This window comes from Halobacillus sp. ABR2_026, assembly GCF_056158545.1.
On sequence record NZ_JBSWTM010000001.1, the window covers coordinates 3,145,980 to 3,164,405 of the forward strand.

Annotated in this window: 19 protein-coding genes; all 19 read right to left on the reverse strand. The window is 38.2% G+C overall.

Going from position 1 to position 18,426, the window contains the following annotated elements; translation table 11 throughout:
• Positions 1-16: 16 nt before the first annotated feature.
• The gene (locus ACXADE_RS16255; RefSeq protein WP_474981473.1) at positions 17-1,207 is read right to left on the reverse strand and encodes a glycosyltransferase; all 1,191 of its coding nucleotides are present in this window, start codon (positions 1,205-1,207) and stop codon (positions 17-19) included.
• Positions 1,208-1,527: 320 nt separating this feature from the next.
• The gene (locus tag ACXADE_RS16260; protein ID WP_474981474.1) at positions 1,528-1,944 is read right to left on the reverse strand and encodes an FAD synthase family protein; all 417 of its coding nucleotides are present in this window, start codon (positions 1,942-1,944) and stop codon (positions 1,528-1,530) included.
• Entirely contained in the window at positions 1,931-3,085 is a 1,155-nt protein-coding gene (locus ACXADE_RS16265) for a CDP-glycerol glycerophosphotransferase family protein (protein ID WP_474981475.1), read from the reverse strand. The genes ACXADE_RS16260 and ACXADE_RS16265 overlap by 14 nt, the downstream gene beginning before the upstream one ends.
• A complete protein-coding gene (locus ACXADE_RS16270; RefSeq protein ID WP_474981476.1) occupies positions 3,082-4,140 on the reverse strand; it encodes a glycosyltransferase family 2 protein in 1,059 nt (352 codons plus the stop codon). Before ACXADE_RS16270 ends, ACXADE_RS16265 begins: the two co-directional genes overlap by 4 nt.
• Positions 4,141-4,155: 15 nt before the next feature.
• Positions 4,156-5,334 (reverse strand): glycosyltransferase, encoded by a 1,179-nt coding sequence (locus tag ACXADE_RS16275; protein WP_474981477.1) that lies wholly within the window; start codon positions 5,332-5,334, stop codon positions 4,156-4,158.
• Positions 5,306-6,454 carry a glycosyltransferase family 1 protein gene (locus tag ACXADE_RS16280; protein ID WP_474981478.1) on the reverse strand — a complete coding sequence of 383 codons (1,149 nt, stop codon included), beginning with the start codon at positions 6,452-6,454 and terminating at the stop codon, positions 5,306-5,308. Before ACXADE_RS16280 ends, ACXADE_RS16275 begins: the two co-directional genes overlap by 29 nt.
• Before the next feature lie 4 nt (positions 6,455-6,458).
• Positions 6,459-6,824, reverse strand: a complete 366-nt coding sequence (locus ACXADE_RS16285) for a helix-turn-helix domain-containing protein (protein ID WP_474981479.1) — start codon at positions 6,822-6,824, stop codon at positions 6,459-6,461.
• Between the two features lie 25 nt (positions 6,825-6,849).
• Positions 6,850-8,019, reverse strand: coding sequence for an aminotransferase class I/II-fold pyridoxal phosphate-dependent enzyme (locus tag ACXADE_RS16290; protein WP_474981480.1), 1,170 nt, complete (start codon positions 8,017-8,019; stop codon positions 6,850-6,852).
• Between the two features lie 14 nt (positions 8,020-8,033).
• Positions 8,034-8,666, reverse strand: a complete 633-nt coding sequence (locus ACXADE_RS16295) for an acetyltransferase (protein WP_474981481.1) — start codon at positions 8,664-8,666, stop codon at positions 8,034-8,036.
• Positions 8,667-9,269 (reverse strand): sugar transferase, encoded by a 603-nt coding sequence (locus tag ACXADE_RS16300; protein ID WP_474981482.1) that lies wholly within the window; start codon positions 9,267-9,269, stop codon positions 8,667-8,669.
• Positions 9,270-9,273: 4 nt separating this feature from the next.
• Positions 9,274-9,435: a hypothetical protein gene (locus ACXADE_RS16305; RefSeq protein WP_474981483.1), complete on the reverse strand. Its 162-nt coding sequence runs from the start codon at positions 9,433-9,435 to the stop codon at positions 9,274-9,276.
• Entirely contained in the window at positions 9,428-10,525 is a 1,098-nt protein-coding gene (galE, locus tag ACXADE_RS16310) for a UDP-glucose 4-epimerase GalE (RefSeq protein ID WP_474981484.1), read from the reverse strand. The genes ACXADE_RS16305 and galE overlap by 8 nt, the downstream gene beginning before the upstream one ends.
• Positions 10,526-10,546: 21 nt before the next feature.
• The gene (locus tag ACXADE_RS16315; RefSeq protein ID WP_474981485.1) at positions 10,547-11,617 is read right to left on the reverse strand and encodes an EpsG family protein; all 1,071 of its coding nucleotides are present in this window, start codon (positions 11,615-11,617) and stop codon (positions 10,547-10,549) included.
• A gap of 28 nt (positions 11,618-11,645) precedes the next feature.
• On the reverse strand, positions 11,646-12,536 hold the full coding sequence (locus ACXADE_RS16320) for a glycosyltransferase family 2 protein (RefSeq protein ID WP_474981486.1): 891 nt from the start codon (positions 12,534-12,536) through the stop codon (positions 11,646-11,648).
• Positions 12,533-13,654 carry a glycosyltransferase family 1 protein gene (locus ACXADE_RS16325; protein WP_474981487.1) on the reverse strand — a complete coding sequence of 374 codons (1,122 nt, stop codon included), beginning with the start codon at positions 13,652-13,654 and terminating at the stop codon, positions 12,533-12,535. Before ACXADE_RS16325 ends, ACXADE_RS16320 begins: the two co-directional genes overlap by 4 nt.
• Positions 13,639-14,790 carry a glycosyltransferase family 4 protein gene (locus tag ACXADE_RS16330; RefSeq protein WP_474981488.1) on the reverse strand — a complete coding sequence of 384 codons (1,152 nt, stop codon included), beginning with the start codon at positions 14,788-14,790 and terminating at the stop codon, positions 13,639-13,641. Before ACXADE_RS16330 ends, ACXADE_RS16325 begins: the two co-directional genes overlap by 16 nt.
• 18 nt (positions 14,791-14,808) lie before the next feature.
• Entirely contained in the window at positions 14,809-16,641 is a 1,833-nt protein-coding gene (locus ACXADE_RS16335; protein WP_474981489.1) for a polysaccharide biosynthesis protein, read from the reverse strand.
• Positions 16,642-16,919: 278 nt separating this feature from the next.
• The gene (locus tag ACXADE_RS16340) at positions 16,920-17,582 is read right to left on the reverse strand and encodes a CpsD/CapB family tyrosine-protein kinase (RefSeq protein WP_474981490.1); all 663 of its coding nucleotides are present in this window, start codon (positions 17,580-17,582) and stop codon (positions 16,920-16,922) included.
• Complete coding sequence (locus ACXADE_RS16345) at positions 17,563-18,309, reverse strand: YveK family protein (protein WP_474981491.1); 747 nt, start codon at positions 18,307-18,309, stop codon at positions 17,563-17,565. Before ACXADE_RS16345 ends, ACXADE_RS16340 begins: the two co-directional genes overlap by 20 nt.
• Positions 18,310-18,426 lie beyond the last annotated feature (117 nt).

Here is an 18,426-nt window from a genome sequence, read left to right on the forward strand (position 1 = left end):
TTCTTATCCCTCACAGTCAACTTATTAGTTCATAAAACTTCTCTAACTCTTCCGTATTCCCTTTCTTTTCTTCTTTTAAGTTCTTTACTATTTGTTCTTTGAGTGAAGGGTTATTTACAAGTTTCATTATACCTTCAAAAATGCTATGCCCATCCATATCCACAACCAAACCATTTCTTTCATGGATCATTTGATTATACACGGCATCAAATCTAGTTGTAACAACAGGGATATTTAACATCCTTGCTTCTGCAATGGCTAACCCAAAACCTTCAAACCTTGAGGTCTGGACGTATATATCCGAATTTTTTATATATGGATATGGATTCGATTTAACACCTAGTAATATAAAGTGATTCGCTAAGCCTCTTTTAATAATTTCTCTTTCTACAAACTTTAATAAAGGTCCTTTCCCTAAAACATACCACTTAAAATTCACCCCTTGTTTCATTAATTTTTCACAAGCCTGTAACGCAATGTCATACCCCTTCTGATAGGATAGCCTCCCTATAGTAAGTATCCTCAAATCTCTCGATGTTTCTCCAAACCCCGATCCTTTCTGAGCCATGCTTTGGATTAAACTTGCATTATTTATATCGTATATTACCTTCATTTTTTTCTCGAATTCTGGAAATGTTTCAGCAAGTACATCCCTAGCGTTTTCTGAAACAGCAATAATTTCATCTATCCTTTCATAAAATTTAGTTTGATATTTTTTGTTTTTTCTATTTAACCTGTAATTAGCATTCACCCAAGCAACTTTACGTCTTGCTTTTACTTTTTCTGCCACATAAAAAGTTGGTACTCCTTGAGCATAACTTATAGCGACATCATAAAACTTATTATTGTTTTCTAACACCATTGATGTAGTTTCCCAATAAATCCGTGCTTTTTCTGGGTTGTTGTATTTTTTTAACCTGATTTTTGTGGAATATTTTATTCTAGATAATAGCAAAGCCGAATTTTTACTTTTAAATGAATATATAACAGCATTGTTAAGCTTTTCATTAGAATACTGAGTGAATTTTAATTGAGGTAAAACATTTACTTCCTTTGGTAAGAACTGCTCTAGAAGCTTTCCATGTGAAAATAACATCATATTTACCGAAAACTTTTGATAATCAAGTAGATTCAGCAATGAAATCAAGCTTTTCTCTGCCCCTCCGATATCTAATGAATCAATTACGAATAACAATTTCTTCTTCATTAACCCTGCCTCCTCTTCCTATTCACAATTAAAAAATAATTTTAATCCTATAAATTAATGAATCCGCCTCACATTATTATTTAATAAGAGGGATAATCTCAAAATGATTTACATCCTTTACTTTTATATTCATTTACTTCATGTGATATATAGCATGAGGTGTCTTGGTCCAATAATCGTAAGGTAATATACACAAAGCATTCTTGAAGTAATATTTTCTTTTTTGAAATTAATTATTTCATACCGACACTGTAATGCCTATGAGAATTGAAATTATATACTGGTATAATGACACTTTTTACAGGTCACATACCTATACCTTAAACGTTCATTTTCTCTTTCACCGAGGTAGAAGATACCCCTTTCGTATAAGGAAAATACACGATTTCTACTCCAACTTCTGAAAAGTCTTGCTCTAACTTAAAAAACAAAGGATCACCTTTCCAATCATCTCCTACAAACATGACATCAAAATTAAGGCGTTCCCATGCTCTATATTTATCTCTATCAACCTGTGGGACAACTTGATCTACGTACTTAATCCCTTCGACAATTTCTCTCCGATCTTCATATGGAATGACCGGCGTTTTGTTTTTATATTTCTTAACTAAATCATCTGTGCTAACACCGGCGATTAGATAGTCACATTGCTCTTTTGCTCGTTTTAAGATATTCAGGTGACCTACGTGAAAGAGATCGAAAACCCCTGTAGTATATCCAATTTTATATTGCTTCATCTAACTCACTCCTCTTATTGCCAAAGCAAGAGTCCGTTATATAATTCACTACTTCTTCTGACGCTCTACCGTTTTCAAAGGTGCCGATTTGATGTAAAAACAAATTTAGATTTCTTTGGTAATGACTTAATGAAAAGTTACTTATCACCCCTTCTAGTTCCTCATTTGAAAGAGCTGGAAGGAAAGGCAGCTGGTTGACAGCGAAGTAAAGCTTTCTATCTTGTTTTTGGTAATTATCTAAATCAGGAACATATAAAAAGCACGGGCGTTTTGTAATAGAGAAATCAAACATCAATGACGAGTAATCTGTAATCAATACGTCTGATATATGAAGCAGTTCTTGGATATCATCATACTTTGTAACATCAACAATGTGTTCGCCTTGGATTCTATCAATTAAGGATATGAGGTGAGGATGGAGTTTCACTAGAACGATCCATTCGTCACCAAACCGATTGGTAAGGCTTTCTTTCAATTTTGCATAATCTAGATCATAAACAGACATGTCGTTATTTTTTCTGAAGGTTGGCGCATACAGTACGATTTTCTTTTTTGATTCAATGTTCAACTTCTTTTTGATTTTGTTGGTTACATCACCTTGATATAAAAGATCATTCCGGGGTGTCCCTTTCTCTAAAATTTCTCCTTTATACCAAAAAGACCGCCTGAATATTTGTGTGCTGTAGGCACTCCCTGAGAGTAAAAGATCACACTTTTTGGAGTCTTTCTTAGCCATATCAATATAATGAGCAGGCAATGCATGTTCTGCGTCTTTCTCTATTTGTTTCAAACGGAGCGAGCTATGCCAGGTTTGGATATAGATTTGATTCTTTCTTTTTACAAATAAATCTGTGCTCCTGAAATTGGTTATGATGACTTTTGAAGTGCACAATTCATAAAAGTACCTTAGCGACATAATTTTCACTTTTCGAATTCGATCATCAATCAGGCGCGTGTTTGGGTCATTGAATGCCCAAACAATCTCGAATTGGTCGGGTTTATGCTTTAACATGTACTGAGTTAAATATTTTGGATTACACCCATATTGGCTTCCGTAATAGCTGAACATGAATACTTTGTTCTTTTTTATAGGAAGACAGTTGAATAAATGGGTGATGATGAGCGATAATATTTTTTTCATACAAGCTGCCCTCCATTTTTATTTAGCACCTTAATTTTTTCTAAACCATTCGTTCGTGAACGGAATGTTAATTTTCCACCTATTTTCTTCCCCCCTAAATAGAAGATGTTCAAATATGGATGAATATAAAAAAGACGCAGCTGACGATTCAGCTCCGCTTCATTTTCTGTAGCCTCATTATATTTTTCAAATTTTATATTGATTGTGTGCTGAATTTTACGACGGTGTTTGCCTTTTCGATCAACCCTTTTATTCAAGGTCAGAAGGTTGTAATGAATAAGAGAGGTTTCTAGTAACACTCTGTATGAGTCTGCTGTTAGTGATTTATAATACTTTTCTATGAATGCATGTCTTTCTTTCAATCCTTCTAAAATATCCAGATTTCTTTCTGTGTACGCCGCAACAATGCTGTCTTCTCTCTGTAAATAATGATAAAGAGGAGCCTGGATGTGAATGAACATCTTCACTCTATGCATGACTTGGTAGGCCCAATATACATCTTCAAACAATACTCCTTTTTTAAATGGAATATCTTTGATCAGTGTTGTTTTATAAAGCTTTCCCCACGCAAAGTTCTTTACGGTTTCATTTTTTAGCAGCTCTTTCATCAGCGTTTCGTTATCCAATAGGAGGAGATCCCCACTTTTAGCATAGTACCTTTGATCAAACAAAAGGTAAGAATCATGCGCATAGTAGAAGGCAGATTGTACAACATCCGCATTGAAACTCTGACTGTGGTTAATCATTCTTTCAATGGCATCCACTTCTAACCAATCATCACTGTCTACGAACATCGTATAGTGGCCGGTCACATGATTCATCCCATAGTTTCTAGCATCTGATAAACCCCCATTTGATTTATGGTAAGTTTTCACCCTCGAATCGCGGTTCGCATATTGATCAGCGATATCCCCGCATTGATCCGGAGATCCATCATCTACTAAAATAACTTCAATATTTTTATAGGTTTGATTCAGGATACTGTTGATACAGCGATGGATATATTTTTCCACCTTGTAAATCGGGACAACGATACTCACTTTTTCTGCGTCCAAATGACTCCCTCCCTTCTATACCAATTCATATAATTTATTCAGTTCTTCATGGTTGCTAAAATTCTTTTTCTCACAATGGGATGATAATTGATTTCTGGTCGATGGATGTAAATACAACTTTTCGATTCCGTCGGCAATACCTTCCGAAGACTTCTCACAAATGATGCCGTCCACCCGATTTTCCACTTGGCTTCCCGACGTTGGATATTTCGTAATGAGCACTGGTTTGCTTAGAATCTGCGCTTCCGTTACCGTCACGGCCTTTCCTTCATATCGGGATGGCTGTACATATAGGTCGGCTGCTTTGATAAAAGGGTAAGGGTTTACTTTCTTCCCTAAAAGAATAAAATCCTCAGCTAACTCATGTTCTTTGATCAGCCTTCTCATATATTCTTCATCTCCACCATAACCAACCACATACCAGACGATGTCTTTGTAACCACGTTCCTTTAAGAGCTTTAATGCAACAATCGCTTGATCGATTCCTTTGGCATGGGAAAGCCTGGAAACTGTAACTAATTTAAATCGCTTGTCCGCTTCTAGTGGATTTTCCGTGCGTTCTTCCGCCAATTCTCTTACAAGATCCGGGGAAGCTATATTCTCGATCACCACTACCTTTGTAGACAGCGATGGGTATTTCTTGATAAAAGTCTTTTTACAATCTTCAGAGACGGCAACAATATGATCAAAGTGATTCCACATTTCAATATCCAACTTTTCATCCGTATCAACTGTAGAAAAATCGGTGTGAATCCAGGCGATTTTCGTTTTTGCGTTCACCTTTTCAGCCACAAAGTAATGTGGCCACAAATAGCTGATGGCTACATCATAGGTCTTTTCGAATTTTGGTAGATACGGAATCAATAACTTCCATATATATTGCATTTGTTTATATCCGTTTTCTTCTGAACGGTGCCTGCTTGCCCTGTACTTGGCCAGAAGTCTCATTAAGCCAATCAGAAACTGTCCACTCTTCATCGTTTGAAGTATGGACATCCGAAAGGTTTTATATGGCTTCATTTCACCTACCAAACGTGGAGAAGTGGGAAGTAAATCCATGAAGTCTCCTGTATGACTATAGAGCATGAGATCCACTTTATATTGTTCATAATCGAAGTTATTTAAAAGGCTGATTAAACTTCTTTCAACCCCTCCAACTTCCATATCATACGAAGCGATCAATACGTCTTTCATACACTTTCCCACCTGTCTGTTTGTAAATCTCCATCACTTTTTGAACAGCTTGCGGAATACTATATTCGTGATTTTGAAATCGATCCTTAACTCTCTCTTTATCCCTTTCCTTCTGTCCGACTAAATTCAGAACATTTTCAGCCCATACATCAGGTCCTTGAGATAATTCTAAATTCCACATCAAATTAAGATTTAAATCAGCTTCCGGCTGAATGGCTTCCGATACAACACATGGAAGTCCAGCCGCTTGGGCTTCGAGTAAGACTAATCCTAAACCTTCATAAGTAGATGGAAAAACAAAAACATCCATACATTGGAGAAGGGTAGGGATGTCTTGTCGGACTCCTAAGAATCGGATATGATCTTGTAAATGATACTCTTCAGCTTTCTCTTCTATTTCTTTTCTTAGATTTCCGTCCCCCACTAACAACAGTTGGATGTTCTTATCCTTTTTCACTAGGAGCTTCATCACTTGTAAAAGGAACCGGTGGTTTTTGGCATCCATGAATCTACCAATATGTCCAATTACAGTTTTGTTTTCAATATCTAATTCTCTTTTTAATGCTCTTATTTCAATATCTTGCACGTTCCAACATTCCTCATAGTTGATGAGATTAGGAAAGTAATCATATTTTTTATTTGAAAGGCCAACTTTACCGAACAGATACTGCCCAGCCTTTTCGCTGCAAGCCAGATAATGGGTGGAAAATAACTTTACCGCTCCCCTCATGCAGGAAAGGTACATTTTCCTCAGCAGCGTGTCACTTTTGTCCAAAGTGGTATGAGCGTGAGAAATTCTCGTTTTGATACCCGCCAACCAGGCTGTAAGATTGGCAATGCCACAATGGAAAAGGGTATGAGAGTGGATGGCTTGATATGGGCCATTCTTTTTGATGACTTGGTATAGCTCTTTGATGGAATAAGTATGTGAAAGGTGGATTACTCTGCCGCCGAGACGTCTGATTTCTTCGTCATAATGCGCCTCTTCCGGACTATAAGATATAAAATCAAATTGAACTCTTTTCCGATCTATGTTTCTATACAAGTTCATCAGCATGGTCTCAGTTCCCGCACGGTTCATCCCTCCCACCACTTGGAGAATGCGTATAGGTTCGGTCATTCAATTATCCCTCCTTCCACTCTCTGTCTGTTTTCTGTACATTCTGCCAACGGATGAATTCCATGATCATTTTATACTCATGGATTTGTTCTTTTTTCATGCCGGAAGATTGCAAATCATGAACGAACTCAATCCATTCTTTCTCTATTGGAAAGGAAGAACATCTGCTGTATTCTCCAGAATTAAGGACTTCTTCGAGATTGACGTTTAATGCAATGGATATTTTCCGGAGCATTAATATAGAAGGATTTTGATTAATTTCCCTCTCAATATTGCTTAAATAAGACTTGGATATACAAGCTCGTTCAGCTAATTCAGATAACGAAAGGTTCTTCCTTTTTCTAATTTCCACTATATTTTTCCCAATCATTATAAAAATCCCTTTTCATTTAGAATCATACAATTCCTTCTTTAACCCCAGCACGCTCGACCAAACTTGTTAAGAAATCTATGACTTTCCTCTGATCATCAGAAGTAAGACTGGAACCGGATGGTAAACAAATCCCTTGGGCGTATAGATTATCGGAAACACTGTTTCCTTCTTGATGCGAATAGAATTTCTTGTCCCTGAATAAAGGCTGTAAGTGTAAAGGTTTCCAAACTGGACGAATCTCTATATTGTGTTTAACCATTTCATGAGCTATGTCTAAACTTCTAATTCCAGTTTCTTTTTCATTGATGGTAAGAGCAGTCAGCCAACGGTTACTCTCGGTCTCAATAAATTCCGGCAGAAAATTGAGACCAGGGAGAAAGGATAGTTGTTCATAATACTTATTGAAAATTTCCCTCCTTGTTTTCACACGGTCTGCGATGACCTCCATTTGAGCTCGACCGATGCCGGCAAGGACATTACTCATTCTATAATTGAATCCAACTTGACTATGTTGATAATGAAGTGCGGGGTCACGGGCTTGTGTAGCCAAATACCTTACGCGCTCCAGTGCTTCCAAGTCATCTGACACTAAGGCGCCACCACCGGATGTGGTTATAATCTTGTTCCCATTGAAAGAATAAACGCCATATTTTCCGATCGTCCCAGTCATTCGCCTCTTATAAGTAGAACCCAAACTTTCTGCAGCATCTTCGATTACTGGAACGCCGTGGGCCTCACTCAAGCACATAATCTCATCCATTTTTGCAGATTGCCCATAAAGGTGGACGACGATAATCGCCTTTGGTAACTGGCCTTCTCTTTTTGCTTCTAGTAATGCTCGTTCTAAGGCTTGCGGTGACATATTCCATGTGTCTGGTTCAGAATCAATGAATACAGGTTCAGCGCCTTGATAAAGGATAGGGTTTGCACTAGCAACAAACGTCAAACTTGAACAAAATACTGTATCACCTTTTTCTACACCTAATATAGAAAGAGCTAAGTGAATCGCAGCTGTTCCTGAACTGACAGCGACGGCTCCCTTAGCTCCTACATAATGAGCAATATCCTGTTCAAATAAATCTATATTTTTCCCTATAGGGGCAATCCAGTTCGAATCAAAGGCTTCTTTGATATACTTCTGTTCATTTCCCGTCATGTGTGGGGGCGATAAATAAATTTTGGAATCAGTCATTGGCACACATCCTTTTATATTACTGATGCTTTTGAAATGACCTTGGCAGGGCATCCAACTGCCGTTTGATTTGCCGATATGTCCTCGATCACGGTCGCTCCAGCTCCAATAACTGCCCAAGACCCAATTTTTAATCCCGGGATCACAGTAGCTGCAGCCCCTATGTTCACACCCTCTTCTATATATACCTGACCAGTTAATGTAGCCGTTGGAGACAAATGTACGAAGTGATCAACAAAGCAGTCATGTTCTACCGTTGATCCTGTATTTAAAATGCAGTGATTGTTCACAACAGCATTTGCATTTACGACCACTTTTGGCATCACTACAGTTCCTCGCCCAATACTGGCTGATGGGCTTACGATGGCTGATGGATGAATAACAGTTACGAACTGGCTCGGGTGGATTTGTAATCTCTCGACCAGTTTTTTTCGAACTTTATTATTCCCGATGGCTAAGATGATTCCCACATTTCCCTTTATGATTTCAAATATAGAATCGACAGGGCCTACAAAGACATTCTTTCTTGTTGAACCCCTTTCATATTTATCATCCAACAATCCGATCACCCTGTGCTTCCCTTCAGATTGAATGATTTCTTGAATAACTTTGCTGTGCCCCCCGTCCCCGATCAACAGCACATCCATTTACATCACATCCTGTGAACCTTTAAATTTTTCCATGCTCACGTGATTATCCTGATGGATCCCTTCCCCTTTCAAAACTTTTGAGAAAGTTAGGAATAAGATTTTCAAATCGAGCAGGAAAGTTCGGTTGTTTACATACCAGGCATCCAATTTGAATTTTTCCTCCCAGGTAATAGCGTTTCTTCCATTGATTTGAGCCCACCCTGTAATTCCCGGTTTGACATCATTCCTAACTGCTTGTGAGGCATTGTATAAAGGAAGATATTCCAAAAGCAATGGCCTTGGTCCGACGAGACTCATTTCTCCTTTCACTACATTAAATAGCTGTGGAATTTCATCTAGTGAATACTTTCTTAAGAACTTACCAACAGCTGTCAACCTTTCTTCATCGGAAAAAAGATTCCCGTGACCATCCATCCGGTTATTCATTGTGCGGAATTTATAAAGTTTGAAAGGCTCTCCGTTCATTCCTGGTCTTTGTTGTTTAAATAAAATAGGAGACCCCATTTTCATTTTTACGATTAAACTAACTACTAAGAAAATAACAGATAAAAAGATAATCATAATTAAGGAGACAGTTAAATCCAATATTCTCTTTCTCATATGATTAACCCCTTTTATCAATGGATGACATAGTAATGGAGAGTTTTCTTTTCATTCCCTGGATCATATCGATTGCGTCAAGTTCTTTGGAAGCAAGGCTTCTGTTGTAAACACTTAATAAAACATGATGTACATGTAATCGGGTCAATTCATTCGTTTTATTCATTGAGAACCTTCTCCTGTTTTTGAGGAACAAAAAACTTCGTCGGTTCTTTCTCCAACGAAGTTTGTTTATCTGTTTCTAGAGAAGGATAGCCCTCCGGATTACTCCATTGCCATCTCCATGCGTCTTCACACATTTCATTGATTCCTCTCTCTGCTCTCCAATTAAGTTCTTCGGACGCTTTTCTCGTATCTGCAAAACACACTGGAACATCTCCAGGACGTCTTCCTAAAACCGTATAGGAAATTTTCTGTCCGGAAGCTCTTTCAAACGCTTCCACCATTTCAAAAACGCTATATCCTCGGCCTGTTCCTAAATTATAGGTATGAACTCCTTTTTCATTCTTCACCTTTTCCAAAGCCTTGACATGACCAATAGATAAATCAACAACATGGATGTAGTCGCGCACCCCGGTTCCATCTTGTGTTTTGTAATCATTACCAAACACCTTCAATTCATCTAACTGACCAACAGCAACTTGAGAGATATAAGGAAGCAGATTATTTGGTGTACCTTGAGGCGCCTCTCCGATCTTTCCACTTTCATGAGCTCCAATGGGATTGAAGTATCTTAACAGGGCTATGCTCCATTCCGGATCTGCAACATGAAGGTCCCTTAGAATCTCTTCTATCATATACTTCGTTCTCCCATAGGGATTATTTGTTTTCAATAAAGAACATTCAGGTATAGGTACAGTTTCCGGCTCCCCATATACAGTTGCAGATGAACTGAATACTAGGTTTTTCACGCTATTCCTCTTCATTACTTCACATAAGACAATCGTTCCAATGACGTTGTTCCTGTAGTACCAAAGAGGTTCCGATACGGATTCCCCAACAGCTTTTAATCCGGCAAAATGAACCACACAGGTAATTTCATATTCTAAAAAAATACGTTCTAATCCTTCTTTGTCCAATAAATCAATATGATACGTGTGAAAAGTCTTGCCTGTAATTTCTTTTACTCTTTCTAATGCTTCGGGATGACTGTTGGAGAAATTATCAATCACCACAATTTCATGACCAGCATTCAATAATTCTACACATGTGTGACTGCCGATATACCCGGCACCACCTGTAACCAGAACGGTCATACACTAACCTCCTAAACATTATTACCAAGTTAAATAATCACTTCGGTATTCTAAATTCAAGTTGATCACATTCTCAAAATAAAAGTACCCGAAGTATAAAACGATAATAGCCAAATAAATAAGCTTTTCATCTCTCGGACGAAAAAGCTTAACAACCCATGAAATAAGAATTAATTGATATAAAGTAAAGTAAATGGAGAACCTCGCAAATATCCAGTTTTGTGTAGAAACGATCATGAAAACCAATCCTACCAAGGTTAAATTAACGATATAGTCACTTTTAGGGAAAATGTTTCTTAACTTATGCCTCCCAAGATAAGCCAATACGATAGGAGCTCCAAAAACAACCACTCTTAAGAAACTCGCTCCCCCTTCAGTAAAATCTTTATATTCACCATACTGCGTATCTTCTATCGCACTGAATAAGACCGCTGAAAATTGGTCAAATCCAATGACAATCGCTACGGATAATAATAATAAGGCAACCGTTGCTTTTGACCATGCTTTGAAACGTACAAGAAAATAAATAGGTAGTAAAACTAATGCACTTTGATGAAATAAGGAGGCAACGAAAATAACGATCATGTACCTTTTCAAATTTCCATTGATAATGTATCGGAGTGCTGTAAAGGCGATAGCAGCTGCGAGAACCTGACGAATTCCGTTCATAGATACGATGAACAGTCCGCCTGTAATATAGACGTATAAACTCAGTTCAAATAATCTGGAATATTGGTAAAGGACCAAAATAATGAGTGTATTCGTAATAAGTGCTGTAGTGAAAACCATAATTTGTGGATCACTGGATATGTTTTTAAGTAGGGCTTGCAAAAGGCCGAAACCAATATCTTTTTGTGATTGAATAAACTCCCAAGTGAAATCGTTAATTTCATAGATCCTCTTGTAGAAATACGTATCCCCAATGTTCGACCTTAATCCCGATACAATCACCAATGTGGCTAAGGCCAACAATACAAAAAACTTGTTCGGCTTTGGCAGCACCATTGTTTTTGTTTGTATATTCACTCCAGCAAACCTTGCACAAAAGGCGAAGGTGAAAACCAGGGACAGATTCATCCATAATTGAGCCATAATCATTTCCTTTCAAAAGGAACGACGATCAATAGATGACATCCTTCGTTTTATTCGTAATATATAAATACAATAAAAAACCGGGAGGGATAGCTAGGCAGGTTAACCCCTTCTTCGGTGATTCACTAAGAAACCGCCAGTTTTTTTCTAGAAGACTACTAGATACATAATGGATCGACTGCCTGAATTGAAATGGAACACTAGTGAATGATAATTTCATAAGTTCTTTTCGATAAAAGGAAAAACCCTTGGGATTTCTCCGGTATTGTTTTAACATGTTTCTCGATGATCCGTCTTCCAGGTATTCGACACAACACAATACTTCATTCATTAACAACATTTCATATTGTTCATCCAACTTGAAATATTTATAGGCTAAACCTACATACTTTTCTTCATCAAACAATGGATAAGGATACTTTTTCGTTAGTTCTGTTCGATAGACTAGTTTCTTATCACCCTGTACACCATGTTTATGGTAAAGATCAAAAAGCGTTGAACGCTTGATGTGTATAGGAAACTTTGTACCAATAATGCTTTGATCCGTATACGCATCGAGGCCGATGATTCCTCCCACTGACGGACTTCCATATTCCTTCCAGAAAGTGGTAATCTTTTCGACGGCATCTTCCGGCATATAGTCATCTGAGTCAATACAGACATTTAATTCTGTTTCAATTAACTGATAAGCTGTATTATGGGCACCATGCATCCCCTGGTTTTCTTGCCTGCAATAGTGAATGGTTATAAACTCTTCCTCTATCCAGCTTTTCACTAACTCTTCCGTATCATCCGTAGAACCATCATCAATAACCAACCAAACGAAATCTTGAGATGTTTGCTTTTTCAAACTCTCATAACATTTATCCAAGCAATAGGCTCGATTATAAGTGGGAGTGAACACGGTTAAAGTAGTCAATGTCCGACACCCCCCAGTTGCAAATACTCCCTTTGAATATTTGCTGCGGTATGGTTAATGTTATATCCTTTTTCATTAAAAGAATCAGAGGGAATGGGTTTACGTTGTCCATTAGATATTCGATCAATTTCATCCAACCAGCTAGGTAATCTGGTTGGACTTATAGGCAATTGTTGTATTAAGTTTATCCCCATATCGACTTCTTCAGAGATCCTATCTGATATAAGACATGGGATTCCAGCTCCTTGAGCTTCGATTAATGTTACTGGCAACCCTTCATGGAAAGAGGGGAATAAAAATACGTCCATTGCTTGAAGTAACTCATTTATGTCAGAACGAACTCCCAGCATAAGAACATCTTTTTCAATCCCTAACTCTTTCACCTTCTCTGAAACCTTTTCTTTTAAATCCCCCTCTCCCACCAGCATTAATTTCGAATGGGGATTTTTCTTTCGATATTCTGTAAACACTTCTAGAAGGAACATGTGGTTTTTTTGAAGTGAAAACCTTCCAACATGACCAAGCACTAATGTATCTTTACCAATAAGCAAAGATGAGCGCACCTTTTCTCTTACCGAAGTAGTAAAAGAAAATTTTTTTTGTTCAATGCCGTTTTTTAAGATGTGTGCTGATGCCGCCTTTTTCTTGAAAAGCCAGTACGCAGCTGAATTTGAACAGGCATACATTTCTGTAGCAGCCGATGAGACTTGTTTACCCGCATACCATTTATAAAGTTTGGCACCCGCTCCTCCTTCACTGCTTGTATTGTGACTATGCGCGATCCTCACTGGAATATCCTCATGTTTTGCAGCTTTCAGGACAAACCCACTCATTTTATCCATGTGAGAATGAACAATTCGATAGTTCTGGTTTTCCTGAAAGAACTTTTGTAAAGATTTGATATATTTACTATGCCCGACGTCTGTTACGTAAGGAATTCGATGTATTTTCCCACCCATTTCTTCAATTTCTTTATCGAACACGCCTTTTTTACATGTAAGGAAATCGAATTGAACTTTCGACCTGTCTATGTTGCGGTATAGATTCATAATCAAAGTTTCTGCTCCGCCTCGATTCATATTCACCACAACATGCAAGACTCTTAACGGACCGCCCATAGCTTCCGTTCACCTCCGTCCATATAGGTCTGATAAATCCGGCTGTTTTGTTTAATCACCCTATTTGTACTGTATTTGTTCAAGATCATATTCCGTCCATTTGCACCGAGTTTTTCCTTCACATCTTCAATCTGTGCGATCAACTTCAACTTTTCAGAAAACTCTATAACCTCATTTTTTGGAAGAACCCACCCATTCACATTATCCCTCACTAATTCGCGGTGTCCTCGATTGTCGATGGCGACTACCGGGGTAGAACAGGCCATAGCTTCCATAATATTAACCGGAAGTCCCTCTCTTAAGCTTGAGGCCGCTACTGCGTCACATATCGACACTATTTCTTTGATATCATTTCTGTATCCTAGGAAATCCACCATATTTTCTACTCCCAGTTTTTTTGCGAGTTGCTTGCACTCAGCCCATGTACAACCCTCACCAGCCAGCAATAACCGTGCTTTGGGAACTTCTTTTTTCAATAAGGCTAGAGCTTGAATAAGCAGCTTTTGATTTTTATTCTTATTAAACTCTGCCGCATAAAACAATAAAAAGTCATCCGGCTTATAACCGAATGACTTCCTGGCTTTCATCTTCTCCACACGAGATAACGGCTTGAATTCATCCGTATCTACTCCTACACCATGAACATGCTCGATATGTTTCGTTTTAAATCTCTTCTGCGCCAACTGATAATCTTCCTGATTAATGGTAATCAAACAATCCGTATAGGAAGCGAGCTTCCATTCAATGGGATAATACAATAACCAATTAGCTAAAGGAGCACCTTTGCAAAAATGGAATCCGTGAGCGGTATAGATTACTTTGGTTCCTCTTTTTCTGGCAGACCGTGCTGCAAGGCGTGCAAGCGTTCCTCCCATTGGTGTATGGCAGTGAACAATCTGATACTGGTTTTTATCTATTAGATGTTTTAAGATTTTGTACGCCTCTATGTTCTTCTGTGCGAGTGGAGATCGTTGAATCGGGATCTCGTATTTCACATCGACGTAAGGTAGGGTCATGTTTCCATTAGCTGCGACATGAACCTCCCATCCTTGTTCCTTGAACCACTTTAAGTATGGTAAGTGAAACAATTGAAAGTGGTAATCGACGGTGGCGCAAAATAGGACTTTTTTTGGCATGATCTACTTCCACCTTTATCAACTTGTAATTGAAACCGGAGACCCTGGTCGAGACAATCCTTCATTATTTGCTAAGCTTAATAACTGCTCTCTCAACGTGTGTTTATCTAAATGATGATAATTTTCTATCAGATCTTCAATATCATCCATGACCATATCTGTTGCTCTTCCCAGATGAATTTTCGGATACACTTGCTCCCTCTCAACTTCTTCATCTTTTAGCAGTTCTTCATATAATTTTTCACCTGGTCGAATACCTGTAAATTCAACACCAATTTCATCCACACTGTTTCCAGAAAGTTTGATTAAGTTTTGAGCAAGATCGACGATTTTCACAGGCTCACCCATATCAAGCACGAAGATTTCCCCACCTTGTGTTAGCGCCCCTGCTTGAATGACAAGACTGGATGCCTCAGGAATTGTCATGAAAAACCGAACCATGTCAGGGTGGGTGACTTTGACAGGGCCACCTTTTTCAATTTGCTTTGTAAAAATAGGAATCACGCTTCCTCTGCTTCCAAGCACGTTACCAAAGCGGACCGCAACAAATTTAGTTTCACTCACTTTATTCATATTTTGAATAATAATTTCAGCCAATCTTTTGGTGGCTCCCATCACACTAGTTGGGTTTACGGCTTTATCGGAGGATATCATCACAAACCGTTCAGCGTTACTCCAACTAGCTGCCTTAGCAACATTAAACGTTCCAATGACATTATTCTTAACGGCTTCTTCCGGATTGCGTTCCATAAGAGGAACATGCTTATGTGCAGCTGCATGATAAACGACATCCGGACGATAGGAGTTAAAGATTTCCATGATTTTTTGATCATCTTGAATATCGGCGATTTCTGTTCGAATGTCGATGTTCATGCCTGAGTATATTTCCCTGAGCTCCATTTCAATGGCATGGATGCTATTTTCTCCATGACCTAATAAAATCAATTGTCTAGGTTTGAACTTCACAATTTGTCTGGAAATTTCAGAACCAATGGACCCTCCTGCTCCCGTCACAAGAATAACTTGACCTGACACATAACCTGAAATCTGATTGATATCCAAATCAACCGGATCACGGCCTAACAAGTCCTCTACTTTTACATCCCGAAACTGTGTCACTGATACTTTACCAGTCACTAAATCTTCTAACATCGGTAAAATCTGTGTTTTAGCATTTGTTTTGGCGCATTCCTTAAAAATATTTTGGATACCCTTTCGACTTAAGGACGGGATAGCGATGATGATGTTTTCCACGTCGAACTTTTCCACATACTTTTGTATTTGATTGACTCCACCAACCACGGGAATCCCAAAGATATCCAAGCGTTGCTTTTTAGGGCTATCATCGATAAAAGCGACAGGAAGTAGATCCGTATCACGATTATTCTGCAGCTGTCTTGCCACCATCGTTCCAGCAGCACCTGCTCCTATAATCAACGTTCTTTTGTGTGTTTTTGGCTGAAGTAAATAATTATCACGATAGATCCTCCAAATGAAGCGCGAACCACCAATGATTAAAAGATTCATCATCCAAATAACCGCAACTGCTCTTGGAAACACCATTTGGAAAAGAAGCAAATGAATACCGACTGTAGTTAACAGGGAATATGTCACGGTTTTTAATATAAGGATTAATTCCCCTATACTTGCATATTCCCAGGCTTTTCGATAAAGCTTCAGTTTGTAAGCAAAAAACAAGTGGCTTACAAGGACGGCTGTAACAGTTATGACCAGCGGTAACACAGGCGCATTGCCTTCAGAAGTAACTAACAATCGACTAATTAAAATTGAGCTGAGAATAATGCATGAATCAATGAATATGAATAAGGACATTCTTTGTCTATACGTCATATATTTGCCCCTTTCTTTATTCTAAATCTAGTTGAATGATTGATTATGTAGGATTTTCAAAGTTTTTAGAAATAGGACCTTATCAATCCTACTTCTAAAAATTTGAAAATAATGGGCATTCAACCCGCCCTCACGCCACACCACTGACGACTAGCGTCTAAGGTTATGGATTCTCCAGTAACCCACAGCATGACCGAGTGCCTCCTTTGATATCGGTTAGGAGACATCACCACGTTTTAACAAACGAACATTCTTTATAAAGAACGATTAGGTGTAAATTATTTGTTATTGTTCAATAAAAGGCCTAGGACGTTGGCTTGAGCAAGATCCATAACCTTCTTCGATTCTTCCGCTTCCTCTACTTTCGTCTTACCTCGGTTCAAGAGTATAAATACACCATCACAGAGGCTGGCCAGAATTCTCGTTTCGGTTGATTTAAGTACAGGTGGCGTGTCTATCAAGACTAGATCATATGCTTCTCCGACTTCCTTCAGAAGATTCTCCATCCGGTAATCCCCTATGGTGTCCGACGGGTTAGGGGAGATCGTTCCACTTGTTAATAGGTCTAGATGAGCAATACCCGTTTGATCAATGGCTTCGTTTAATTTTGTACTGCCATTTATAACATTGGTCAACCCAATACTGTTAGACGTCTTAAATAGTTGATGTAACGCGGGTCTCCGTAAGTTCGCATCAATCAAGAGAACTTTCTCTTTGTTTTGAGCGATCGATACTGCTAAGTTAGCGATTGATGTGGATGTCCCTTCTTGTTTATTAGGAGATGTAATCAAGAACACCTTTCTATTGTTTTGTTCTGTTAAAAAGTGAATATTGGTCCTAATGGTACGAAATTGTTCTGCAATCATGGAATTAGGATTCGTGTAAGTGACCAGTGGTTTCTTGTTTTTATTCGCCAGCTTTCTAATTTTGCTTAATACCAACAGATTCACCTCTAACTTCCATATTATTTGAACCATTCTTAGCTTTCTTGATTACCGAATTCTTCCGATTCACATAAGAAATTTCACCGAGAACTGGGATATCTAAAATATCCTCAATTTCTTTTCTTGATTTAACAGCTCCATCTATTGAATCCAGCAAGTAGGCAAGTCCAACACCAGTAATTAGTCCGAATAGGATAGCTATATAGATGGGGCGGTTTTGGCTTCCACTTATCGAAACAGGATTAATACCAGCTTCTGATAGGAGCTGAACTTGCTCATAATTTAAGAGGTCAACAATTTTACTTTTGTACACACTGGCTGTTGTGTTTGCGATTTGAGCAGCTCGTTCAGGATCCGTATCTGTAACTGAGATTAATACGACTTGTGATTCATCAATCCTGGAAACTTCAATTCGATTTGCCAGCCCTTCAGGTGAGCCTTCCATGCCAATAGCTTTTTGTACTTCACTCATGATAATAGGATCTTTAATCATGACCATTAAAGTATTCATATCCATGTCCTGTTCACTGGAGCCGAGAATAATTCTAGTTGACGTTTGATAAAGAGATGTATTATTCATTTGGCTGTAGCCATATCCTAAAGCTCCCATGATGATGGTAATGATAACAATAAGCCAAAAGCGGTCTCTTAACACATCAAAATACTCTTTGATGTTAATATCTTTGGACATGTAATCATCGTAAACCAATGTTTTCTTTCTCATGAGACCCACCTTTTCTTAATTAATAACGAAAATAATATATAACGAACGAAGAGTGAAAAAAATTAGCTCCTTTTAGGCGAGCTATGATTACTTAACAGTATAGTTCTATATAAAGAA